Origin of the sequence: Neptuniibacter caesariensis (assembly GCF_000153345.1) — a bacterium.
In the GTDB taxonomy this organism is placed as follows: Bacteria; Pseudomonadota; Gammaproteobacteria; order Pseudomonadales; family Balneatricaceae; genus Neptuniibacter; species Neptuniibacter caesariensis.
The window spans coordinates 89,689-112,700 of the sequence record NZ_CH724125.1 but is presented as its reverse complement, the minus strand read 5'-3'; the positions used below and the strand labels follow the sequence as shown (position 1 = coordinate 112,700).

Sequence of the window (23,012 nt, the reverse complement as noted above, 5' to 3'; positions counted from 1 at the left end):
CCTGTCTATACTTTAGTGAACCCGAATTCATTATCTTATGGATAGCCATGCTTTCTAACCTCTCTCTGGTCTGGAAACTCATCTTACCGGTATGCCTGACCTTTCTGGCACTTGTCGCTGCCGCCTTTATCTATATACCTCAAGCGCTTAAAGAGCATGCCATCACTGAGGCACAACATAACGCCGAAGAGACAGCAGCACGTTTCAAAGCGCTTCGCGCTTATTACACAGATCACGTTCTTAGCAAAGTCCTCTCGGAAACAGATCTAAGCGCCGATACTGAACATAAACAGCATCCAAATGTTATCCCTCTACCCGCAACCATGATTCACGAACTCAGCGAGATACAGCCAAATGAGCACAGCAAAGTTCGTCTATATAGCCCTTATCCATTCCCTAATAGGCAAAACCGAGGCCTGGATACATTTGAAAACAAAGCCTGGGATTATCTTATTGACCAACCAGACAAAAGCTACAAACAAGTCTCCGCCAACCCTCAGGGGCAGACGGTGGTAAGGATAGCAATTGCAGATACGTTGGCCTCAGAGACCTGCGTTAACTGCCATAACAGCCACCCTCGGTCCCCAAAAAAGGATTGGTCGTTGGGTGATGTACGCGGCGTATTAGAGATAACAAATATCATTGACGATTCTATCGTCGCCGGACAGCTACTCGCCTGGAAAATATCACTCTTTATTTGTCTTGCGATCGTATTTGTCGTGTTCTTAATCCTGATAATCCATCGCCAGCTTATTCAGAAACCTATTTCCGCACTCGTTCAGGTAATAGAACAATCTGGTCAGCACCCCAATCTACATGAACTGGAAAAAGCGTACCGCTTACATACCCGGTCGCGGAATGACGAGATAAGTTACCTTTTCCAGGCCTTTCAGGAGCAACAAACTCAGCTATTTATGCATCAGGAAGAGATCAACGAATACCAGCAGCGACTAGAAAACCGAGTCGTAGAAAATACTAAAGAGTTAAGTGAAACCAAACAGCAGCTATCAGACGCTCTCAGAGATCTGATACAAACAGAAAAATTAGAAACGCTGGGTCGCATGGTCAGCAGTATTGGTCACGAAATTAGTACGCCTCTCGGGGTCGCAAATACCGCATCTACTTTCCTAGCCGACGGAACAGACAATATACGCAATAGCCTAAAAAAGAATGAGCTGAAGCAATCTGATCTCGAGATGTACCTGGACGACAATGAAGAAGCCGCGCAGCTATTGCAAAAGAACCTGGATCGAACCCAAGAGTTAATACAAGCCTTTAAACAGGTGGCGGTTGACCAGATCAGCGAACAACCCAGAACCATTCACCTAAAACACTATATCGATGAAATATTATTAAGCCTAAAACCCAGTTATAAAAATACCCCTGTAAAAATCGGCAATGCCACTGAGCTAGGTATTGAACTTACCCTTGAAGCCGGTGCTCTGGCGCAAATAATAACCAATCTAATAACAAACTCGATAATTCATGGCTTTGATGAGGGCAAGCAGGAAGGTGAGATTATAATCGATGCACATCTCAATGAAGATTCAGTTACGCTCACCTATCAAGATAATGGAAAAGGCATCTCTCCTGAGGATTTTCCACATGTCTTTGAACAGTTCTTTACCACCCGCAAGGAACAAGGAGGTAGTGGCATAGGGATGTATCTGATCAAGGAATTAGTTCATGAGAAGTTGGGTGGAGAATTACACCTCGATAGCTCACCCGGTCAGGGTATCCATGTCGAGATCCAACTTCCATTTAAGGTGTGATATTGAGGAACCTACGAACAAGTCCTATGCGCCTCAGGCATACAGAGCAAGTGAAGCGCGCGGCAATAATTACAGTCATGCTGGTTGCCTCAGGGCGCCTGCCGGACGCAAATTATTAATAAAGCGATTCGCTTGCTCTGAGAGCCCCAAAGGGTGGCCTTTATAACAGCCATCTGCTTTGTCAGCCAGTTTGAAAAGGTCCAGACATTTCACTGCACAGGCTTTCGCACATATGGCCGTTCTAAAGACCACTGAGAATGCATGAGACTTATTCGAAGGTTCCTAAGCAACCTATTCAGAAAGATAAGTATCTATTTGCTCTTTAAGTTCTGCAGGGTCATCGGAAATGAGCATGGGTAACTTAACTAGTGGCTCAGCATTTTGGCGAAGAATTGTACCAAACAGATAGGAGACCTCTACCGCGATAGCAACACAGCCGCGCCCGGCAAATTCATTATAAGCCTGAGTTAGTAGCTCCAGAGCTTCAGGGGTCAAACTGCCAATTTTCTTAGGATGTTCGAATAGAACCCATTTACCCAACCCTTCTCCAGCCTGGATAATTTCATCTCGATATACCGCTATGTCCTGCTCATCAAAGCCACCTAATGGATAGGTATGTATTACTTTGGCTTCAACCACCAGAGAAAATTCGCCGTCTGCCTGCTGCATAAGCTTGTCACTCTAACAACTACCACTCAAGCAGAGTAACTTAAGGTGAGCCAACTGAGAAAAGTAATAATCAATAAGTTGATCAGGCTCAAATTCGGCTAAAACCTAGCTATGAATCTTAATAAACCTCAGGAGATGGGTAAAAGCTTGGTTCATTCCTATTTAAGCCATTACTGCTTATAAGCATCACTTCCAGCGTACAAGCTTACCCTGATCAAAAATGGTCCCCGACTGCACCTTGCAGTAACGAATGAAAATATTGCTGTAGGCAACACCACTACGCTTTGAAACAGAAAATGCGATACATTCCAGCATCGCCTCAACACTCCCTGAGGCATGGAAACTAGGTGCATGTAATTCAACTAAAACTGGATGACTGCCGCTTTGAGGCTGAGTGGAGGGCATCAACCCCGCTACTGCATATTGCCTTTCAGGAATGAATTCCCAGGTAACCGTTATATGCTCGACACTGACATCGGTACCTCGGGCAAAATCTTCGGTAATGCTTTTAATCATTGCCGGTACATCGATTTCACTGTCGAAAGGTAAAGACTTAATACAAATTAGCGGCATAGCTACCTCAGTAATGTACTACGGATACCAAAAATTAAAGGAAAACGCGTTACATAACAAGCAGCTAAAGGTCTGTTTTCCTGATTAAATAGCTCAGTCGAAGGTAAATTACTGACGATCGGATTCCAGGATAAAAGTCTCCAATTTTTTATCCACGCCAAAGATATGTCGCTTCAACCACTCTGATAGAAAATCAGACAAAGCATCACGAAGCATAGCATCGTAGCTATGATGCTCATCCAACATGGTTTTAAGCTCAGTTCGGAATTTATTATGAGCAAGGAGATGGTTTTCGTATTCGGGATATTCAAGCGCTTTCATATACGCTTCTTCGATACAAAAGTGGTGTTCGGCATAATCATGCAAACGAACAAAAGTGGATTTGCTGACATGATCGGCTTTAATTTCATCGATAAGGTCAAATAAAACCTGATGCTGCTGATCCTGCCAGATCAGCTCACTCGTGAGCGGCATAACATTCCTCTGTCTTTTTATTTTTATCCATTCATCTTAGGCTATCCCTATATAAAGTCACTGATCTACATCAGGAATGGACTTAAGTGGGAACCTACAAACAAGTCCTATGCGTCTCAGGCTACAGACTTATTCGCAGGCTCCCTAATAATCGATAAAACAAAGGATTTACAAATCTTTTACAATATTTATAAATCTATCTGACTTTTGTTAGGCGGCTCTCACCTAGAGTAACAACATCGCAACCAGGTATCTTTACAAGGACATCGCAATGAACATTCTCCGCCTAAGCAAATTGATGTTAGCCACAGCGCTCACGACTGTTGGCCTTATAAACGCCCATCAGGTTTCAGCAAAACAGGTAGACCTGAATATCAATCTGGCGACCCCTGTTATGGAAGCGGAAACTCGCCACAAAGCATTTATAAAAATCTCCCTCGAAGGTCACAAACTGGAACAAACACAAGCGAGGATTCCAGCCAATATTGCTATCGTGCTCGATAAATCCGGCTCGATGCAGGGAGATAAGCTATTTCGTGCTAAAGAAGCGGCCATTATGGCAATTAACCGCTTAAGCCAGAACGACATTGTTTCAGTGGTGAGCTATGACAGCCGCGTTAATGTCGTGGTTCCGGCAACCAAAGTCAGCGACACCAACACGATTGCTCGGGCTATTAATCGTATCCAGGCCAATGGCAACACCGCTCTATTTGCCGGCGTGAGCAAAGGCGCAAATGAGCTAAGAAAGTTTCTGGACCTGAATAAGGTTAACCGTGTCATCCTGCTCTCCGACGGATTGGCCAATATCGGGCCGAGCACACCTAACGAGCTGGGTAAACTTGGCCTCTCACTGGCTAAGGAAGGTATGAGTGTGACAACTATTGGTCTGGGCCTTGGTTATAACGAAGACCTGATGACTCAACTCGCAGGCTTCAGTGATGGCAACCACGCGTTTGTAGAAAACGCAGACGATCTTGCCCGTGTATTCCAATACGAATTTGGTGATGTCCTCTCCGTGGTCGCTCAGGGAGTCGATATTCATATTCGTTGCCTGAATGGTGTCACCCCATTGCGAGTACTGGGGCGTGAAGCAGACATTAATGGCTCTCAGGTTCGCACCCGTCTCAACCAACTCTACAGTGAGCAAGAGAAGTTTATTATTCTTGAAGTCGAAGTCCCCTCTCAGCAAGACAAAGCGACCGTTGAGTTAGTTGACGTTGATGTGAACTATCTGGATCTATTCAACAAACGCAGCGAAAAACTGAACACTTCAGTAACAGCGGCATTCAGCCGTTCAGAAACTGAAGTTAAAGACGCCATTGATACCCAGACCTATGAAGCCGCTGCTGAACAAGTCGCTAACGAACTTAACCGTAAAGCTGTTCAGCGCCGAGATCAGGGAGATATTGAAGGCGCTAAGAGCATCCTAAAAGAAAGCGCGCAGTACCTGGATAATTTAGGCCAATCACTGGCTTCACCAAAACTGCTTGAACAAAAAGCTGAAGCTCTGCAAGATGCAGAAGAGCTGGAAAACGATCAGGACTGGGGTAAAAAGCGCAAAGAATTGAAAGAGCGTCAGTATAAACGCGCCACCCAGCAGAGTTATTAATATTTAAAGGAGTATGGCGCCTCAGGAGCGAGGCGTCATTCGTTAAAACTTGTGAAAAAGACATTACTGCTACTCATCTGCCTTATTGTTTTACCTCTGGTATTTCTAACCTGGTATTCAGTACGCCTGGAAGATCAGCAGCAAGCTTTGTTGAAACATCAAATTACTGGCCTCATAGAAACCCAGCTCAGTGAAATCGATCAACAGTTTCAAACACACTTTCTTCGTTTAGAGAGCGCACTGAATGAGGAAGCCCGGAAACTTGAGCAAGCTAAAGACCCAAGCTATCAATTAGCGTCATTCAGATCACTTATTCAATCAAGCCCTTACGTAGAGCACCTATTTCTGATCGATGGCGATGGCACAACCTTATATCCTCAAGCGTCGAGTAATAGCAGAAGTGAGCAGTCTTTCCTATCCAGCACGCTATCTTTAAGGCAAAACAATGCTCTTTTCACCAACAACACCGATACATCCGAGATACTCCCTTCTCCACCTATCGCAGTGACAAACTCTGCTACCCCTTTCAGCGCAAAGCTCAGGGCTCCTGCTGAACAACAGGAATTACAGATTTCACAACGATCAGCATTTGCCGACTATGCAGCCCCCACCGCTGAAATCGCCGCCAGCCCGACACCTGACAGCTCGAATGCCAGTTTAACTGCCCATAACAATACACCTGTGCAATCAGGATGGATCGCTTGGTATAACAATTCCAGGTTACAACATATCTATTGGCGCAAAGATGCCAATGGCAATACGCTCGGCTTTTCCCTCAATAACGCTCGCCTTCTTTCAGATCTTATCAACCTGTTACCGGACGAGCAGCAGTCTAAGATTGAAGCGAACCTTCGCAACGTCTCGCTTAGAATGATTAACAGTCGCGGGGAAACAAGCTACGAATGGGGAGGATCGGATGCGAGTTTGCAACTAAAGCCGATAAAAACGATGCCGCTAAGCCATCCGCTGGGTAGCTGGAAATTGGAATATCGTTCACCCGGCCTATCGCAACCAACGTCTGACTGGTTATCCAAAGTTTTGATCTTAATAACCATATCCCTGTCACTGGTCACACTTGCCTGGATCATCTATCGCGAACAATCCAGAGCAGCGCGTTTAGCAGAGCAAAGGGTAAATTTTGTAAATCAGGTTTCGCACGAGCTGAAAACCCCGCTGACCAACGTAAGAATGTACGCTGAGATGCTGGAAAAGAGAATCGACCCGCAAGACAGCAAACTTCATCGATATATCTCGGTAATCGATAATGAAAGTCAGCGTTTAACCCGCTTAATCGAAAACGTGCTTAGCTTTTCCCGCATGGAGCGCTCCGAAAGTAAACTTGATCTCCAACCCGGAAAAATTGGAGACACAATTCATAAAGTCGTTGAAGCATTTAAACCTTCGTTTGATCAACACGGAATCGACGTAAAACTTAAAGATAACGGCCAGCAAACTGTATTTTTTGATCATTCATGCCTCGAGCAGGTCATCAACAATTTGTTAAGTAATTGCGAAAAATACGCCTCCGATAGCCAAACTATTGAGATCAAATACTGGCGAGCACTTCCTTACAGCTATATCGAAGTTAGCGATCAGGGGCCTGGGATTCCAGATGAACTCAGAAACAAAATATTCGTTCCTTTCTACCGTATCAGTAACAAGCTTACTGATGGTGTTTCCGGTACAGGCATTGGCCTAAGCATCTCCAAACAGATAGCCCAACAACATGGTGGCGATCTGTACCTATGCCCATCTGAATCCGGTGCCTGCTTCCAACTTAAAATTAAGACCGACAGTAACAAAGGATCTACTTCATGAAAGTGCTGATAGCTGAAGATGACCTAAATATCAGACTTGGCCTGTCCGACCTTTTGGAAGATGAAGGCTATGAGTGCCTGCAGGCAAGTAACGGCGATGAGGCTTACTCTTTATTTGCTATGCATCAGCCAGATCTGGTTCTGCTCGACATAATGATGCCCGGCATGGATGGCTATGCAGTTTGCAGGAAGATAAGGCAGCTCAATGAACAAGTGCCGGTCATTTTTATTACTGCCAAATCAGAAGAGATTGACCAAGTGCTCGGCTTAGAGTTAGGTGCCGACGACTATATCAAAAAACCTTTTGGTACCCGTGAAGTCATCGCACGTATTAACGCCGTCATCAGACGCTGTAACAAAGCCCTACCAGCCGAGCAAATCGAGAATGATCACTTTACTATGGACGACCTCACCGTACTGCCGCTTCAGTTAAGAGCACACCGAGATCAGACAAAGATAGAATTAAGCCTACGGGATATAAAAATCCTTCAGCTGTTGTACCGCGAGGCTGGTAAGGTCGTCGATAGAGACATGCTGTTCAATGAATGCTGGGGGCGCGATTACCTACCAAGCAGCCGCACACTGGATCAGCATATATCAAAACTAAGAAAACTGATTGAAATCGACCCGCGCCAACCCCGCATAATTAAAACGGCTCACGGGGTTGGATATCGTTTTGATAAGGAGTGAAGCCCCTAAAAACTAATGATCATTACCCGCGTAGATCCACATTGAGGCCGTTCTACCCGCCCTTTCAAATCCGAGCGCTTCATAGAACTGAATCGCATCTCCATCAGCGGTCAACATCTGTTGATGAAAGCCCTTATACCGCTTACTCATTGCCGACATTATTTTGCTACCGATACCACAGCGGTGAAAATCAGGATCCACTAGCATATGCGGGTAATAAACAACTAAGTGGCCGTCTGAGATAGCATTGGCCAGGCCAACTAAACGCCCATCTATTCTTGCCGTTATCAGAGTATGAGAATTCCGAAGGGCAGCCATCAATTGCTCTGGCTTGTCTGCCGAAGACCATTCATTAGCTCGATAAAGCGCGATAACTTCACTTTCTTCTATTGAATCCTGCTGACTAATATCAACTTCCATGAAAAAACCTTAAAAAAACGCCTCAAATTCAATTTAGTACTTTCCCCCATCAAAACAACTTTATCTGGGCTTTAATTTTGTTATTCTGGATCTGGCAGAAAATTCCACTAATATTAGAAAGCCGTTTACAGATGGGGCTAAGAATCCGACATAGATTAGCAGAATCGGTCAGTAACATCTGCTAGTTAAGCCATTGCGCTACCTAAATGATTTTGCTGTAATTCGCGGTTTTCTTCTGAACAGAAATATGGGGAAACCCTTCATGACAGATCCAGCAGTAGCTCTGGAAATTAACGATCTACACAAAAGCTATGGTTCTTTGGAAGTGCTTAAAGGCATCTCCTTAACCGCCAACGTGGGAGACGTTATATCGATTCTTGGCTCCAGTGGCTCTGGTAAAAGTACCTTCCTACGCTGTCTAAACCTACTCGAATCTCCTTCTGCTGGCAGCATCGGCTTCAGCGGCGAAGAACTAAAACTGAAAGTAGGAAAAGATGGCGCGCTGCAGGCAGCGGATCAGAAGCAACTCGAACGCATGCGTGCGTCTATTGGATTTGTGTTTCAGAACTTCAATCTCTGGCCGCATTTGACTGTTATCGAGAACATCATGGAAGCGCCCGTGCATGTGCTCAAACAGGATAAAGCAACGGCCAGAAAAAAAGCAGAAGAGTATCTGGAAAAGGTTGGATTACTCGACAAGAGTGATAGCTATCCTAACCAGTTATCCGGTGGTCAGCAGCAGCGTATTGCGATTGCACGTGCCCTGGCGATGGAACCGAAAGTACTCCTGTTTGATGAACCTACATCTGCGCTTGACCCAGAACTCGTGGGTGAAGTGCTAAATGTAATGCGCGATCTGGCGGCAGAAGGCCGAACCATGCTTATCGTAACCCATGAAATGCGATTTGCTCGTGAAGTATCAAGTCAAATTGTTTTCCTTCACCAGGGTCAGGTCGAAGAGCAAGGCACTCCGGATAAGGTTTTTGATAACCCTGATTCAGACAGATGCCGAACTTTTCTCAGCAGCCACTTTTAACTTGCCAAACTAGAATAATTATTCCGCGAGGATCGATAGATGGGCTTTAAAAAACTAATGACAGCAGCTGCACTGATTGCTGCAACTTTATCCGCTCCAGCAATCGCTGGTGACAAAATCCGTATTGCTACTGAAGGCGCATACGCTCCATTCAACATGATCAATGCTGATGGCGAGCTTGCTGGCTTTGACGTTGATATTGCCAAAGCATTGTGTGAAGAGATGAAAGCAGACTGCAAGATCGTTGCGCAGGACTGGGACGGTATTATTCCTGGCCTGAAAGCACGTAAATACGATGCAATCATCGCCAGCCTGTCTATTACACCTGAGCGGAGCCGTGTTGTTTCTTTTACTGACCACTACTACTCCAACTCGCTGACATTCGTTACTGGCAAAGAGACCAGCTTTGATCCGAAAATGGTTGAAGGTAAAGTGATTGGTGCACAGCGTGCAACAATTGCAGGTCAGTACCTGGAAGACAACCTGGGCGACAAAGCCACTGTAAAACTTTACGACACTCAGGATAACGCTTACATCGATCTGGCAAGCGGCCGTCTGGATGCAATCCTTTCCGATAAGCTACCTGCTTACGACTGGCTTCAGTCTAAAGAAGGTCAGGCATTTGAGTTCCGTGGCGAGAAAATCGACATCGATGACAAAATCGCAATTGCAGTTCGCAAACCTGACTCTGAGCTAAAAGAGAAATTCAATAAAGCGCTTAAAGCGATCATTGACAACGGTACTTACGAGAAGATCAACGCTAAGTATTTCCCGTTCTCAATTTACTAAGTTAAGCTTTAACTAAGATCTGGCCGCACTTCGCGGCCTTTCCTTTTTATCAGGTATTATTTATGGATCTGCAGGGCTTTGGGCACCTACTTATCAGTGGCGCCTGGATCACCATTCAACTCGCAGTATGCAGTTTGTTCGTCGGCTTGCTCTTTGGCATTATCGGCGCTTCCGCAAAACTGTCTTCGTCAAAAATTGCAAATACACTGGGCAATGGCTATACCCTCTTTGTCCGTGGGATGCCCGAACTGCTATTGGTTCTGACCATTTACTTCGGCTCATCTGCGGTACTCATGGCTATTGCCAGCTTATTTGGCTATGACGAATATATTGAATTAAGCCCCTTTGTTGCCGGCGTTACCGCCCTGAGTATCGCTTTTGGCGCCTACGCTACCGAAGTGTTCCGTAGCGCCATGATGGAGATCCCTAAAGGCCAGCGGGAAGCGGCTGTCGCTTTAGGCATGACCCGCTTTCAAACGTTCCGCCGCATCGTACTACCTCAGGTATGGCGCCTCGCCCTACCGGGCTTGGGTAATCTGTTCCTGGTTCTTCTGAAAGATACTGCACTGGTTTCCGTCATTGGCCTTAACGAACTGATGCGTCAAACGGCTGTTGCGGTTGGTAATACAAAAGAACCTTTCACTTTCTATTTCGCTGCAGCAATGGTTTACCTGCTTATGACCTCTATCTCAATGGCAGGCCTATACCTGCTTGAACGACGTGCCAACCGTGGTTACCAGGGGGCACGCGCATGAGCTGGGAATGGGACGTTATCATTGAGCACTTTCCTCGCCTTCTTCAGGGCGCGATACTAACCCTCGAGCTGGTTTTGTTTTCCGGTTTTGCTGGTCTAATGCTCGCTGTGCCTTTGGCACTGATGCGTGTATCTAGCAAACCCTGGATTCAGGCACTACCATTTGCCTATATTTTCTTCTTTCGCGGAACACCGCTCCTGATCCAGATATTTCTGGTCTATTACGGTTCTTCACAATTTGAATTTATTAAAAATTCAGCCCTGTGGCCTATCCTTCGCGAACCATACTGGTGTGCGATCATTACCTTTGCTCTTCATACCGCGGCTTACATAGCAGAACTGCTTCGTGGCGCGATTCAATCTATCCCTAAAGGAGAGATCGAAGCGGCCAAAGCACTCGGCATGAGCTATCCAATGATGCTGCGCAGAATTATCCTGCCCCGCGCATTCGGTATCATGATGCCAGCGTACGGCAATGAAGTTATCCTGATGCTTAAAGGCAGCGCCCTGGCCAGTACCATTACGCTGCTCGATCTTACCGGCATGGCACGAACTATCATCGCCAGAACCTATACACCGCTGGAAATATTCCTCGCGGCAGGTGTTATCTACCTGATCATCAGCGCGCTGTTGATTCTGTTGTTCCGTTTTCTTGAGAAACGCTTCAACCGTCATCAGCACTGGCCAAACGAAAAGCCTAAGGATCTTGATCCTCAGCATATTGAGAACTAACCCTTCCCTCATAATGCTGCGATGATGGGCCAGAGCAAACTGACGGCGATGGCCCACATCATCAAACACACAATAAGATCCAATACCTGCCAAGCCTTCGGATTTCTGAATACCGGTTGCAAGTATTTAGCGCCAACCACCAGCGAAGCAAACCAGATACACGAAAATGCGATAGCACCGACAGCAAACCAGACTCTTTCAGATTCCGGGTACTGACCACCGATACTCCCCAACAGAACAACCGTATCCAGATACACATGCGGGTTAAGCAGTGTTATCAGAACGGTGGTCATCACCGCTTTAGCCAGACTCCCTAAGCTCTGCTCATCTGCTTCCATCCCTTTTGGATTCAGAGCCGAGCGTAGTGAATTTAAACCGTACCAGAACAGAAACAACGCCCCACCCCAGCGAGCTATCTCCATCCAGATTGCAGATTGTGAGATCAGAAGCCCCATGCCTGCAACGCCAACCGTAATCAAAACAGCATCAAAAAATGCACAAATACCCGCTACCGGCCAGTGATACTGACGACGTAATCCCTGCGTCAAAACGAAAGCATTCTGCGCCCCGATCGCCACAATAAGGCCGGCACTGGTTGCCAGCCCTTTGATCAACGCAATTAATTGTGCAGTAGTAATGATTGTTAGCATCTGTCTCACCCAAATTCTCAGGCGCATATTGCTAAATGCCCACAGGTAAGTAAAACTAATAATACTTATCTGTAATCAGTTTTACTTATGATTGACTATAAACAACTTCAGGCTTTAGCTGCCATTCTTGAAGAAGACAGTTTTGACAGAGCTGCCGATCGACTACATATCTCGCAATCGGCCGTTTCTCAGCGCCTAAAACAATTGGAAGACAGTATCGGACAAACGCTGATTATCAGAGGTAACCCGTTACAAGCCACGCCAGCAGGCCAACAGCTTTTAAAGCACTTTAGACAGGTTTCATTGTTACAGGATGAGCTGCATGAAGAGCTATCACTCAAACAAGCAGATGGTTATACGCAAATTGCGATTGGTCTGAACGCTGATAGCCTTGCCACCTGGTTTCTGGACGCTGTTCAACCCCTACTCAACGAGGAGAAGATCCTCTTAGAACTGAAAGTCGATGATCAGGACCAAACACACCATTTGCTTAAAAGTGGCCAGGTAATCGGTTGTATTAGTTCAAACCCCAAACCGATGCAGGGTTGTAACTGTATTCCCTTAGGCATCATGGCCTATCGCTGCCTGGCAAGCCCCTGCTATCTAGCCAAGTACTTTCCAGACGGGGTTAACAGCGAGGGTTTCAGGCATGCACCGGTAGCCGAGTTCAGTAACAAGGATGAACTACAGAACCGCTACCTGGAGAAGTTTTTTAAGATTGGACCGAATGAATATCCAAAACACCGTATCCCTTCAACAGAATCTTTCTTTCAGCTGATCATCAGAGGCCTTGCCTGCGGGATGATTCCGGATCAGCAAAGTCACGAGCTACTCGCGAATGGAACGGTTATAGACCTTACCCCAGGAAAGTATCTTGAGATTCCGCTGTATTGGCATATCTGGAGTCTGAAGTCTGACCTTTATGACAAACTGACAAGAAAGCTAACCAAGCAAGCTTGGCAAGTTCTGTCGCCATTGTGAACTCTCTTAAATCATTCTAAGTTGAGCAGCTTAAGATTACTTTAAGGTTTATCATCTAGATTGTATTAGATTAGGAAGATCCTTAGCCTGGGATCTCAGCAACTATTCAGCATTAAGATAAGTTGATCTTAGTTATGACGAACAGCGAACAACATAAAAAAAACAATACACGCGTGTTTTTGCTCGCCACAGCCATCGCCCTGCTGATTCTGGTCAATGGTGGCTTTGCCTATTGGCAGATGAACCAGGTAAAAGCAGAGTTCTATGAAGTTGCCAACCGCGACCTTCCCCTAGCACAAGAACTGCTCCCCCTGATAGATCGTCAGTTTGAACAGACACTACTCATCGAAAAATTGCATCAACTTAAGCCTGAGCATCGAATTAAGGTAGTCCCAATCCTTGAAGAAAGCTTTATTCGAACAGGTAATAAGTTTGCAGAAACATCCGCCAAGCTCGAAACAATGCTGAAGCCGATGCTGGACTCTCCACGCGAAATGACACGCACTAAAATGCAAAGCGTGGATCAACTGCTTAAACAGATCATAAAAGAGCATCATCAGTACCAGACCCAGGTTCTGGAGATGATCGACCATAACAAAGAAAGCCGACTTGAGTATCCGACAGAATTGCTCGACCTACTTGCTGATGAAGAGAAAGACCTGACCAATGAGTTAATCTCTCTCCGTGATGAGTTGCAACGATTCACGCTTAACTCAGCAAAAGCAGTAGAACGACATGAAGCAATGATAATCAAAGGTGTTGTGATCTTTACCTTGTTCGCTTTTTCGCTGGGAACCATCATGTTGATATTAATTCGACAGATTATGAATAGCCGGGAACAAGCGATCGAAAAAATCAGCTATTTTGCGAATTACGACCCTCTCACTGATCTCTTTAATCGACGTCATTTCTTCGATCAGTTTAATCTGGCAATAAGGGAAGCCGAAGAGAGCAATACCCCTCTTAGCCTCTGTGTGTGCGACCTTGACCATTTTAAAGAGGTTAACGATACGCTTGGGCATCAGGCAGGAGACAATATCCTGACCACATTTGCTGAGATATTACGGAAAAACATTCGCGAGAATGATTTTGTCGGCCGTTTTGGCGGCGATGAATTTGTCATCTGCTTCCCCGACGCAACTTCGGATCAAGCCGCTGAAATCGTTGAGCGAATCAGAACCCGTTTCGCCGAGTACAACGCGCTTAAGCTATCAGTCACATCTACCTTTGGGATCGCCGAGTTGAGCCATGCAGCCAATACGGACGACCTACTTCTGGAGAAAGCAGATAAAGCTTTATATAAAGCGAAAGAAAATGGCCGCAACCAGGTGCATTGGGGCTAACCCAATGCACTTACTTTTGACTGATTAGGGTTCGAGAACCGGTCTAAAGAAACTTCGCTCGTAGCTTATTACACACTGGGTTTGTTTTGCATAATCAAACGCAGCCAAACACTCAGCGTCTTTAAACGAATCGATACGATACTGCTCATACTCGGCAAGGCTTGGGAAAGTAAAAAGCGCGAGCGCTATATTGTTTGCCCCTTCTGACGGCAGGAAGTAACCATGATGCTGCCCACCAAACTTCTCAACCAGTGGAATCCAGAGCTTTGCGTAATGTTCAAACTCTTCAACTTTATTTGGATCGATCACATAACGCAGATAACAGGTAACCATACATACCTTCCATAAGTTCACTCGAAACGTTCAATCAAAAAAAAGCTATACTTGAACACATATTACCCCATTACGATTATCATTTTTTACTTAACAGCGACACAACTTTTCAAATAGGTAACTACTTGAAACAGCCAACTTTAACTAAAAAAGCAATAATCGAGATGATAATTATTGTACTCGTGAATATCGGTTTTTTTTGGCTTTTCGCTAAGATCGATATGTTAGAGAAACTAGTCGAGTTTTCAGAAGATCACGAGGACTGGGAGTTAGATGAAATAATTCCTGTTTTTTTTACAATGGCTGTCTCTTTAGCCTACTTTGCCTATTCTCGCTGGAAAGAAGCGATGGGGTTCTATAGAACTGCACACAGACTATCCATCCGTGACTCACTTACCGACTTATACAACCGAAGGTATTTCACAGAGACACTCCAACAAGAGATCTCAAATTGCAACAGAAGTAAACTTCCCTTTACCCTGATACTTATCGATCTCGATGACTTTAAAAGAATCAACGACACAATGGGCCACGAAACTGGCGATGATGTTTTAGTTGGATTTAGTCAGGTACTTTCAAAAGAACTTCGCAAATCGGATACAGCGGCCCGCTGGGGAGGCGAAGAGTTTATTATTTTATGCCGAAACACTGACAATCCGTCAGCCCAAATGATCGCAGACAAACTACTGAACGCACTGAGAAAAAAAATATATCCTAAAGATACACATGTAACCGCTACCATGGGCATTACCACCTCTTTTGGCAACGAAACAATGGAGATCATCATTAAGAAAGCTGATGATTGCCTTTATACAGGCAAGAGCCGCGGCAAAAACCAAGCAGTTTTTGCCTGAAAAATACCTATCCCCTAGCTATACCTACCAATCTTCAGCCGCATCAAGATCGCTCTGTTTTTGCTCAACCCAGCTTTCACCCTGGCTACTAATCTCTTTTTTCCAGAAAGGGGCATCACGTTTGAGGTAATCCATAACGAATTGCGCAGCCTCAAAAGCATTGACCCTGTGCGCACTACCTACACCCACAAAAACAATATTTTCATTGAGCGGAAGTGTTCCAACGCGGTGTGCAATCACAATATTACCGAGTTCCCATCTCTGCCGTGCCTGATCAGCAATTTTCTCCAGGGCTTTCTCCGTCATTCCCGGATAGTGCTCCAGATAGAGAGCATCCAGACTCGCATCGGTATTCTCAAGCTCACGTACAATCCCGGTAAACGTAACGATAGCGCCACTGGTGGCATCTTCTGCGCGAACCCGCTCAGAAAGCTCACCTATATTGAAATCTTCGGTTTGTACAAGAACAACTGTTTTTGGCATTTCGCTCACTCCCTAATTCTTGCCCGATCATAGCACTTTATGCATTACGATTTTCAATCACTACGACTGATTAACTATCTAAAAACCACGTTTGATGATAAGGTTTCCGCCTGTTTTATCATGCATATTTACATAGAGATATGCCGCTATACCGAGGACAAAGATGAGCTGGTATCCACACGCGACAGTAGCAGTCATCGTCGAAAAGGAAGATAAATTTTTATTGGTTGAAGAACACTCATCCGGTGAGATCGTTTTCAACCAACCTGCGGGGCATATTGATGAAGGCGAGTCCTTTATTGAAGCCGCTCGAAGAGAGACTCTTGAGGAGTCCGCATGGCATGTAGAGCCTAAATATTTAACAGGCTTCTACGTTTATAAATCAAAGAACAACAATGTCACTTACCATCGCGCATGCTTCTATGCAGAAGCGATCAAACATGATGAATCGCTGGCGCTGGATGAAGGTATTATCCGCGCAGTCTGGTTGACAAGGGACGAGATCGAAGCCCTTGGAAATCGCCTACGAAGCCCCATGGTATTAAAGTGCATTGACGATTATCTGGCAGGAAAACGATATCCGCTGGATCTGATCTACGAATACGAGAACTAAAATAGTTAAATGACCGATCTCAGCAACACTGACAATAGCAGCGCCAAAGTCATCGTCGGCATGTCCGGCGGTGTTGATTCATCCGTTTCAGCACTTCTACTGATGCAACAGGGCTATCAGGTCGAAGGGCTGTTTATGAAAAACTGGGATGAAGATGACGGTACCGAATACTGTACCGCTAAAGAAGACCTGGCCGATGCCCAGGCTGTGTGTGACAAATTAGGCATTCACCTGCACACTGCGAATTTTGCAGCTGAATACTGGGACAATGTCTTTGAACATTTCCTTGAAGAATATAAAGCGGGTCGCACACCTAACCCGGATATTCTTTGCAACCGCGAAATTAAATTCAAAGCGTTTCTTGAATACGCGGTCGAACTGGGCGCAGACTTTATAGCAACAGGCCACTATGTTCGCCGCGGCGATCGTGACGGCAAAACACGCTTACTCAAAGGTCTGGACAACAATAAAGATCAGAGTTACTTCCTGCACCAGGTTGGCCAGCTCGAAATCGAAAAAACCCTCTTCCCGGTGGGCGAGCTTGAAAAACCAGCCGTTCGCAAATTAGCTGAAGAGCACGATCTGGTCACGCATAACAAAAAAGACAGTACCGGCATCTGCTTTATCGGTGAACGCCGCTTTAGTGATTTCCTAAAGCAGTACCTTCCAGCACAGCCGGGTAAAATCGAAACCCCCAATGGGGATGTGATCGGTGAACATGCCGGGCTGATGTACTACACCATAGGACAACGCCAGGGCCTGCAGATCGGTGGTTTAAAAGACTACCCTGAAGAGCCTTGGTTTGTCGGCGCGAAAGATCTGGATCGAAATGTGCTTATCGCCGTACAGGGCAAGCAAAACGATCTGCTTTTCACAGACTGGTTAACCGCTGATGAGTTATTCTGGATCAACGGTGAAGAGCCACAGCTTCCTTACCAATGTACAGCTAAAGTTCGCTATCGTCAGTCCGATCAGGGCTGCATAATTGAGCGCCATGGTGAATCCGGATACCGGATCGTATTCAATGAACCGCAGAGAGCGATCACACCGGGTCAGTCTGTCGTTATCTATCAGGATGACATCTGTCTGGGCGGCGGTGTAATCGAACACACTGGAAAAAATTGAGGGTAGAACGTGTCACGCGTCCATGATGAACAGGCACTCGGGCTTGCAGGCCTATTTCAGGCTGCCGCGCTAGTAGAACAGATCGCAACCCGTGGAATGGTTGCACAGAATAGTCTGGAAACATCCGTTTATAGCATTATGCAGATGAACCCGGATTCAACTGAAGCGATCTACGGTAACCCGGCTGAACTGCCCTACAATCTTCATCTCGGCCTGCAAAACCTTAAGGATCTGGTTGATAAACCACGCGCAGAACATAACAAAGATGTGATTCGCTACGCTTTAAGCATGATGCATCTGGAGCGCAAACTGTCATCTGATCCAGAGATGATGCAACAGCTGGGGCAACGCCTTAACCAGGTCTCTGAACAAGCACGCTATTTCAGCCCGGATGATCCGGAAGCCGTAAACAGCCCATCCACATACTGCCACCCGAATGTAATCGCGAACATTGCCAGCCTGTATCAGGACACAATTAGCACCTTCAGCTTTCGCATTCAGGTTACCGGTGATCCAAGACACCTGCAAAACAGTGAAAATGCTGCAAAAATCCGTGCATTACTGTTAGCAGGTATCCGTAGCGCTATGCTCTGGCGCCAGAAAGGCGGCAAACGCTGGCAGCTGCTATTTTTCAAATCTCGTTTACGCCCTTCCCTTAAGAAAATTATGGGCTAACAACCCCTACGAAAAGGCGGGCTTCTCAGGTATAATGCGCGCCTTCTTTTTAACCTAAAAGGTAGAGATCGATTCATGGAGCTTTCCGCACTGACTGCCGTTTCTCCGGTTGATGGTCGTTATGGCAGCAAAACAGCTGACCTACGCGATGTATTTAGTGAATATGGCCTGATTCGCTTCCGCGTTGAAGTTGAAGTTCGCTGGCTGCAAAAACTGGCTGCACACCCTCAGATCACTGAAGTGCCAGCCCTGAGTGCAGAAGCTGACGCTCTGTTGAATTCGATCGTTGACAACTTTGGTCCTGACGACGCTCAGGCGGTTAAAACGATTGAACGTACGACTAACCACGATGTAAAAGCGGTTGAGTACTTCATCAAAGACAAATTCAAAGATAACGCTGAGCTAATGGCGATCAACGAATTTGTTCACTTCGCATGTACTTCTGAAGACATCAACAACCTGTCACACGCACTGATGCTTAAGCACGGTCTGGCGGTTGTACTTCCTCAGATGCAGCAGGTTTCTGATGAGATCGCTAAAATGGGTCGTGAGTTTGCTGAGCAGCCAATGCTGTCTCGCACACACGGTCAGACAGCCTCTCCTACTACCGTAGGTAAAGAGATGGCTAACGTTGCATACCGCATGCAGCGCCAGATCAAACAACTTCAGAATGTTGAGCTGCTGGGCAAGATCAATGGTGCTGTAGGTAACTACAACGCTCACCTGTCTGCTTACGCTGATATCGACTGGGAAGTGAACGCTAAAGAGTTCGTAGAAAGCCTGGGTCTTAACTGGAACCCTTACACAACTCAGATCGAACCACACGATTACATTGCAGAGCTGTTTGACGCGGTTGCACGTTTCAACACAATTCTGATCGATTTTGACCGCGATATCTGGGGTTACATCTCCCAGGCTTACTTCAAGCAGAAGACGATTGCTGGTGAAGTGGGTTCTTCGACAATGCCGCACAAAGTTAACCCTATCGACTTCGAAAATTCCGAAGGTAACCTGGGTATCGCTAACGCAATCATGAGCCACCTGGCGCAGAAACTGCCAATCTCTCGCTGGCAGCGTGACCTTACTGACTCCACTGTTCTGCGCAACATGGGCGTTGGTTTTGGTTATAGCATGATCGCTTACCAGTCTACCCTGAAAGGTATCAGCAAGCTTGAGCTTAACCCTGCACAGCTGAACGAAGACCTGGAAAATGCCTGGGAAGTACTGGCTGAGCCGATCCAGACAGTAATGCGCCGTTATGCGATTGAAGAGCCTTACGAGAAACTGAAGGCCCTGACACGTGGCCAGGACATGAGCAAAGAAACCATTATGGCCTTTGTTGATACGCTGGATATGCCAGAAGAAGCTAAGCAATCTCTGAAAGACCTGACACCGCACAGCTACATCGGTAATGCGGTAGCACAGGCGAAGAAAATCTAAGCTGATCCAACATAATCAGTTTTATTAAACGGGGCTATTGCCCCGTTTTTTATATAAGGGATACCTACACACCATGGAACACTTTACACGACCAGACGGCACCGAGATCCATTACATCTCACTCGGTGAAGGCGAAACAACCTTAGTTTTTCTTCACGGCTGGACGGCAAGTGTCCGAGAGTGGCTCCCTTTCGCCTCTGAACTGGCAGAGAACCACCGTGTCGTAAGCTGGGACGCCCGCGGCCACGGTGCTCACAGCTACCATGAAGAGAGCGAGATCAGCCTCCCGGCGATGGCTGATGATCTGGAAGCGATGCTTGAGCATCTTCAAATTGAAGATGCAGTGTTGGTTGGCCACTCAATGGGCGCGCTAACCTCCTGGGAATACCTACGTAGGCACGGCGATAAACGCCTTCGCGGTTTGTGTATCGTCGACCAGTCACCCAAGCTGGTAACCGATGACGAATGGCAACACGGCGTATATAGCGACTTCGACAAAGCCACAAATACCGCCTTCCTGCATCGCCTCACAGAGAATTTCGCTGAAGCGGTGCTGGAACTGATCGCTTTTGGTAAGAACCGTCGCTCCCGCGAAAATTACGAGCAGAACTCCCGCGGCTTTCAGCAGATGCGTGAATATCTACAGAAGCAACCAGGCGATCTACTCACCCGCTGCTGGGATAGCATTACCCAACAAGATTACCGTGAGGTTGTTGCGGGCATTAAATTACCTACACTGTTGATCTACGGCGATGAAAGCCAGTTTTATAGTGCTGAGTTACAACAGTGGGTAAAACAGAATATTGAGAGTTCGGAGCTGCATATATACGAGCAATCCGACCACTCACCGCATTTATGGCATAAAGAGCGATTCATTTACGATCTGAATCGTTTTATAGATTCATTGTGAGAACCATTAAAGATGTTATCTAACGTTCGAGTTGTACTGATCAATACCTTCCACCCTGGCAACATAGGTGCGGCTGCTCGCGCCATGAAAAACATGGGGCTAAGCAAACTTTATCTGGTCGAACCGGAAGAGTTTCCGTCTGAAGAAGCTGATTCACGCGCTGCGGGAGCAAAAGACCTGCTCGATAGTGCGATTGTGGTCTCAACGCTTGAAGAAGCGATCTCCGATTGCCAGCTTGTGATTGGCACCAGCGCTCGGACAAAACGTACCTTTGACCTGCCACTACTGAATGCCCGCAAAGGTGCCGAGCGTGTTGTTGCCGAAGCTCAATCGGGTGAAGTCGCACTGGTTTTCGGTCGTGAAACCATGGGCCTACACAACCATGAACTTCAGCAGTGTAATTTCCACGTATATATCCCAGCGAACCCTGAATATCCGGTACTCAACGTATCCCAGGCTATTCAGCTGCTGTGCTATGAAATTTTCATGAGCGCTGAGAATAAAACCTACAGCGAGGTTGAAGAAGAATATCCTCGCCACAAAGAGATGGCGCTTTTCTACGAGCATATGGAAAAAGTACTACGATTGACCAACTTCATCATTCCTCAGCATGAAGGTAAAGTACTAGAGAAGCTCCACCGTTTCTTTAACCGTTCACGTCCTGAGCGTACAGAACTAAATATGCTGAGGGGCATACTCACCTCTGTCGAAGAAACCGTAGAAAAACTAAAAAAATAGAACCATGACAAGGCACTAACACGATGGAACAAAATCTCGAAGTATTGCTTAAGCAAGCGGACGACCTGCGTGAAGGCATCCAGAAGATTCATAACGATTCTAAAATGATGGGCTACAACTCAGCAGGCATTCGTGACTGTGCTTTGACACTGCAAAAGTGCATCAAAAAAGTAGGCAACAATAAACTCGCTGCCTTAGCCGCTCGCGATAAGCGCAAAGTCTACGCAGAGATGGAAGACGCGATTGAGCAATTACTGGAGTTTATCGACTAGTGAACTCTCCTTTTGGCGATATCAGTGTAGAAACTTTTCTTAAAGAGTACTGGCAAAAGAAACCATTACTGATCCGTAATGCCTTTCCTGATTTCGAGCCTCCGGTCACCGCAGACGAGCTCGCCGGTATGGCCCTTGAAGAAGAGGTCGAATCAAGGCTAATCATCCAATCAGCCGACGGTGCTGATTGGGAGCTCAAGCACGGCCCTCTAAACGAAGAAACCTTTGCTGAACTGCCAGATTCTCACTGGACACTGCTGGTTCAGGCGGTAGACCACTGGGTCCCTGAAGCAGCCGAGCTGGTTGAACAGTTTCGCTTTGCACCCAACTGGCGTCTGGATGACCTGATGATCAGCTACGCATCCGATGGTGGCGGTGTTGGGCCCCATTACGATAACTACGATGTTTTCCTGATTCAGGCCACTGGTACACGCCGTTGGGAAGTGGGCGGAATCTTCGATGAAGATTCTCCACGCAGGGATGATGTCCCGGTAATGATCCTGCCAGAATGGGAAGCGGAGCAAAGCTGGGATCTTCAACCTGGCGATATGCTGTATCTACCACCACGGGTTGGCCATAACGGTTATGCCCTGGGGGATGACTGCATGACCCTCTCTGTAGGTTTCCGTGCGCCCTCCCATCAAGAGATCTTTGCCGGTTTCACCAACTACCTGGACAACATCACTTGTGCTGAAGACCGCTATTCGGATCCCGATCTTAAAACGCAGGCAAATCCAGGTGAAATAGATCAGGAAGCGATCGGCCGTGTTCAGGCCATCCTGCGTGAATACATCGCTGACCCAGCCCTACTGAGCCACTGGTTCGGCCAGTTTATGACCGAATCCAAATACCCAGACTTAGGCGCCGATCAAAGCCAGGAGATGGAAGAAGGTGATATTAAGAACCTGATTGAGGCTGGTGTACCGCTGTGCCGAACCGAAGGTTCACGCTTTGCCTACCACCAGGGGCAGCCGTTTGTACTCTTCGTCGACGGTAAAGGCTGCGCTTGCAGCCCAGGTCAGATTGAACTGGCAAAACGTCTCTGTGCCGATCTCTACCATACCGAGATCGAAACCTCTGAAGAAAACCTGCAACTGATTAAAGCCCTGCTACTACAAGGCTCTCTGTACTTTCTTGATGCCGAGTAATCATTAGCTGGCCTGTAACTGCCTATATTACCTCAATATAGGTAGTTTCCCTTATTCCTGATGATCTGTTAGATTGCTAGTCATAACGCTTTCTAAAAGAATAAGACTCGGG

General features: G+C 46.4%; 26 protein-coding genes. 19 read left to right on the top strand and 7 right to left on the bottom strand.

The genetic code is table 11. From position 1 onward, the window contains the following. The first annotated feature begins 47 nt into the window (after positions 1 to 47). Positions 48 to 1,772 (top strand): ATP-binding protein, encoded by a 1,725-nt coding sequence (locus MED92_RS00545; RefSeq protein ID WP_007019504.1) that lies wholly within the window; start codon positions 48 to 50, stop codon positions 1,770 to 1,772. A 291-nt stretch (positions 1,773 to 2,063) separates the two neighbouring features. Here the strand turns inward: MED92_RS00545 and MED92_RS18295 are convergent, their stop codons facing one another. The 3 genes from MED92_RS18295 to MED92_RS00530 form a co-directional block, all read right to left on the bottom strand. After that, complete coding sequence (locus tag MED92_RS18295) at positions 2,064 to 2,441, bottom strand: hypothetical protein (RefSeq protein ID WP_007019503.1); 378 nt, start codon at positions 2,439 to 2,441, stop codon at positions 2,064 to 2,066. A 186-nt stretch (positions 2,442 to 2,627) separates the two neighbouring features. Then, on the bottom strand, positions 2,628 to 3,014 hold the full coding sequence (locus tag MED92_RS00535) for a tautomerase family protein (protein ID WP_007019502.1): 387 nt from the start codon (positions 3,012 to 3,014) through the stop codon (positions 2,628 to 2,630). Positions 3,015 to 3,122: 108 nt separating this feature from the next. After that, positions 3,123 to 3,488 carry a hemerythrin domain-containing protein gene (locus MED92_RS00530; RefSeq protein WP_007019501.1) on the bottom strand — a complete coding sequence of 122 codons (366 nt, stop codon included), beginning with the start codon at positions 3,486 to 3,488 and terminating at the stop codon, positions 3,123 to 3,125. Between the two features lie 271 nt (positions 3,489 to 3,759). Between MED92_RS00530 and MED92_RS00525 the strand changes: the two genes are divergently transcribed. The 3 genes from MED92_RS00525 to MED92_RS00515 are packed head-to-tail and all read left to right on the top strand — an operon-like array spanning position 3,760 to position 7,604. Further along, positions 3,760 to 5,097, top strand: a complete 1,338-nt coding sequence (locus MED92_RS00525) for a vWA domain-containing protein (protein ID WP_007019500.1) — start codon at positions 3,760 to 3,762, stop codon at positions 5,095 to 5,097. A 51-nt stretch (positions 5,098 to 5,148) separates the two neighbouring features. Further along, complete coding sequence (locus MED92_RS00520; RefSeq protein WP_007019499.1) at positions 5,149 to 6,915, top strand: sensor histidine kinase; 1,767 nt, start codon at positions 5,149 to 5,151, stop codon at positions 6,913 to 6,915. After that, positions 6,912 to 7,604, top strand: coding sequence for a response regulator transcription factor (locus MED92_RS00515; protein ID WP_007019498.1), 693 nt, complete (start codon positions 6,912 to 6,914; stop codon positions 7,602 to 7,604). Before MED92_RS00520 ends, MED92_RS00515 begins: the two co-directional genes overlap by 4 nt. A gap of 12 nt (positions 7,605 to 7,616) precedes the next feature. Here the strand turns inward: MED92_RS00515 and MED92_RS00510 are convergent, their stop codons facing one another. Continuing rightward, on the bottom strand, positions 7,617 to 8,024 hold the full coding sequence (locus tag MED92_RS00510; RefSeq protein ID WP_007019497.1) for a GNAT family N-acetyltransferase: 408 nt from the start codon (positions 8,022 to 8,024) through the stop codon (positions 7,617 to 7,619). A gap of 262 nt (positions 8,025 to 8,286) precedes the next feature. On the opposite strand from MED92_RS00510, the gene MED92_RS00505 reads away from it, so the two are divergent. The 4 genes from MED92_RS00505 to MED92_RS00490 all read left to right on the top strand — a co-directional run bounded on the left by MED92_RS00505 (position 8,287) and on the right by MED92_RS00490 (position 11,335). After that, complete coding sequence (locus tag MED92_RS00505; RefSeq protein ID WP_007019496.1) at positions 8,287 to 9,060, top strand: ABC transporter ATP-binding protein; 774 nt, start codon at positions 8,287 to 8,289, stop codon at positions 9,058 to 9,060. Between the two features lie 39 nt (positions 9,061 to 9,099). Next, positions 9,100 to 9,849 (top strand): ABC transporter substrate-binding protein, encoded by a 750-nt coding sequence (locus tag MED92_RS00500; protein WP_007019495.1) that lies wholly within the window; start codon positions 9,100 to 9,102, stop codon positions 9,847 to 9,849. 62 nt (positions 9,850 to 9,911) lie between these two features. After that, positions 9,912 to 10,604 (top strand): ABC transporter permease, encoded by a 693-nt coding sequence (locus MED92_RS00495; RefSeq protein WP_007019494.1) that lies wholly within the window; start codon positions 9,912 to 9,914, stop codon positions 10,602 to 10,604. Then, complete coding sequence (locus MED92_RS00490) at positions 10,601 to 11,335, top strand: ABC transporter permease (RefSeq protein WP_007019493.1); 735 nt, start codon at positions 10,601 to 10,603, stop codon at positions 11,333 to 11,335. Before MED92_RS00495 ends, MED92_RS00490 begins: the two co-directional genes overlap by 4 nt. Before the next feature lie 8 nt (positions 11,336 to 11,343). On the opposite strand, the gene MED92_RS00485 is transcribed toward MED92_RS00490, so the two are convergent. Further along, entirely contained in the window at positions 11,344 to 11,985 is a 642-nt protein-coding gene (locus MED92_RS00485; RefSeq protein WP_007019492.1) for a LysE/ArgO family amino acid transporter, read from the bottom strand. An 87-nt stretch (positions 11,986 to 12,072) separates the two neighbouring features. Here MED92_RS00485 and MED92_RS00480 point away from each other — a divergent pair, with 87 nt between their 5' ends. After that, complete coding sequence (locus MED92_RS00480; protein ID WP_007019491.1) at positions 12,073 to 12,966, top strand: LysR family transcriptional regulator ArgP; 894 nt, start codon at positions 12,073 to 12,075, stop codon at positions 12,964 to 12,966. 134 nt (positions 12,967 to 13,100) lie between these two features. After that, positions 13,101 to 14,309, top strand: a complete 1,209-nt coding sequence (locus tag MED92_RS00475; RefSeq protein WP_007019490.1) for a GGDEF domain-containing protein — start codon at positions 13,101 to 13,103, stop codon at positions 14,307 to 14,309. A gap of 24 nt (positions 14,310 to 14,333) precedes the next feature. Here MED92_RS00475 and MED92_RS00470 read toward each other — a convergent pair whose 3' ends face one another. Beyond that, positions 14,334 to 14,642, bottom strand: coding sequence for an NIPSNAP family protein (locus MED92_RS00470; protein ID WP_007019489.1), 309 nt, complete (start codon positions 14,640 to 14,642; stop codon positions 14,334 to 14,336). A 125-nt stretch (positions 14,643 to 14,767) separates the two neighbouring features. Between MED92_RS00470 and MED92_RS00465 the strand changes: the two genes are divergently transcribed. After that, positions 14,768 to 15,496 (top strand): GGDEF domain-containing protein, encoded by a 729-nt coding sequence (locus MED92_RS00465; protein ID WP_050764099.1) that lies wholly within the window; start codon positions 14,768 to 14,770, stop codon positions 15,494 to 15,496. A gap of 24 nt (positions 15,497 to 15,520) precedes the next feature. On the opposite strand, the gene moaE is transcribed toward MED92_RS00465, so the two are convergent. Beyond that, on the bottom strand, positions 15,521 to 15,979 hold the full coding sequence (moaE, locus tag MED92_RS00460) for a molybdopterin synthase catalytic subunit MoaE (protein WP_007019487.1): 459 nt from the start codon (positions 15,977 to 15,979) through the stop codon (positions 15,521 to 15,523). A 163-nt stretch (positions 15,980 to 16,142) separates the two neighbouring features. Between moaE and MED92_RS00455 the strand changes: the two genes are divergently transcribed. From MED92_RS00455 to MED92_RS00420, 8 genes are all read left to right on the top strand, one after another. Continuing rightward, positions 16,143 to 16,592, top strand: coding sequence for an NUDIX hydrolase (locus tag MED92_RS00455; protein ID WP_007019486.1), 450 nt, complete (start codon positions 16,143 to 16,145; stop codon positions 16,590 to 16,592). 9 nt (positions 16,593 to 16,601) lie between these two features. After that, on the top strand, positions 16,602 to 17,717 hold the full coding sequence (gene mnmA / locus MED92_RS00450; RefSeq protein ID WP_007019485.1) for a tRNA 2-thiouridine(34) synthase MnmA: 1,116 nt from the start codon (positions 16,602 to 16,604) through the stop codon (positions 17,715 to 17,717). Between the two features lie 9 nt (positions 17,718 to 17,726). Continuing rightward, a complete protein-coding gene (gene hflD, locus MED92_RS00445) occupies positions 17,727 to 18,392 on the top strand; it encodes a high frequency lysogenization protein HflD (protein WP_007019484.1) in 666 nt (221 codons plus the stop codon). Between the two features lie 75 nt (positions 18,393 to 18,467). Continuing rightward, the gene (gene purB / locus MED92_RS00440; protein ID WP_007019483.1) at positions 18,468 to 19,832 is read left to right on the top strand and encodes an adenylosuccinate lyase; all 1,365 of its coding nucleotides are present in this window, start codon (positions 18,468 to 18,470) and stop codon (positions 19,830 to 19,832) included. Positions 19,833 to 19,905: 73 nt separating this feature from the next. After that, complete coding sequence (locus MED92_RS00435; RefSeq protein WP_007019482.1) at positions 19,906 to 20,742, top strand: alpha/beta fold hydrolase; 837 nt, start codon at positions 19,906 to 19,908, stop codon at positions 20,740 to 20,742. 12 nt (positions 20,743 to 20,754) lie between these two features. Continuing rightward, positions 20,755 to 21,480, top strand: coding sequence for an RNA methyltransferase (locus MED92_RS00430; protein ID WP_007019481.1), 726 nt, complete (start codon positions 20,755 to 20,757; stop codon positions 21,478 to 21,480). A gap of 23 nt (positions 21,481 to 21,503) precedes the next feature. After that, the gene (locus MED92_RS00425) at positions 21,504 to 21,752 is read left to right on the top strand and encodes a hypothetical protein (RefSeq protein ID WP_007019480.1); all 249 of its coding nucleotides are present in this window, start codon (positions 21,504 to 21,506) and stop codon (positions 21,750 to 21,752) included. Beyond that, entirely contained in the window at positions 21,752 to 22,900 is a 1,149-nt protein-coding gene (locus MED92_RS00420) for a cupin domain-containing protein (RefSeq protein ID WP_007019479.1), read from the top strand. Before MED92_RS00425 ends, MED92_RS00420 begins: the two co-directional genes overlap by 1 nt. The last annotated feature ends 112 nt before the right edge of the window (positions 22,901 to 23,012 follow it).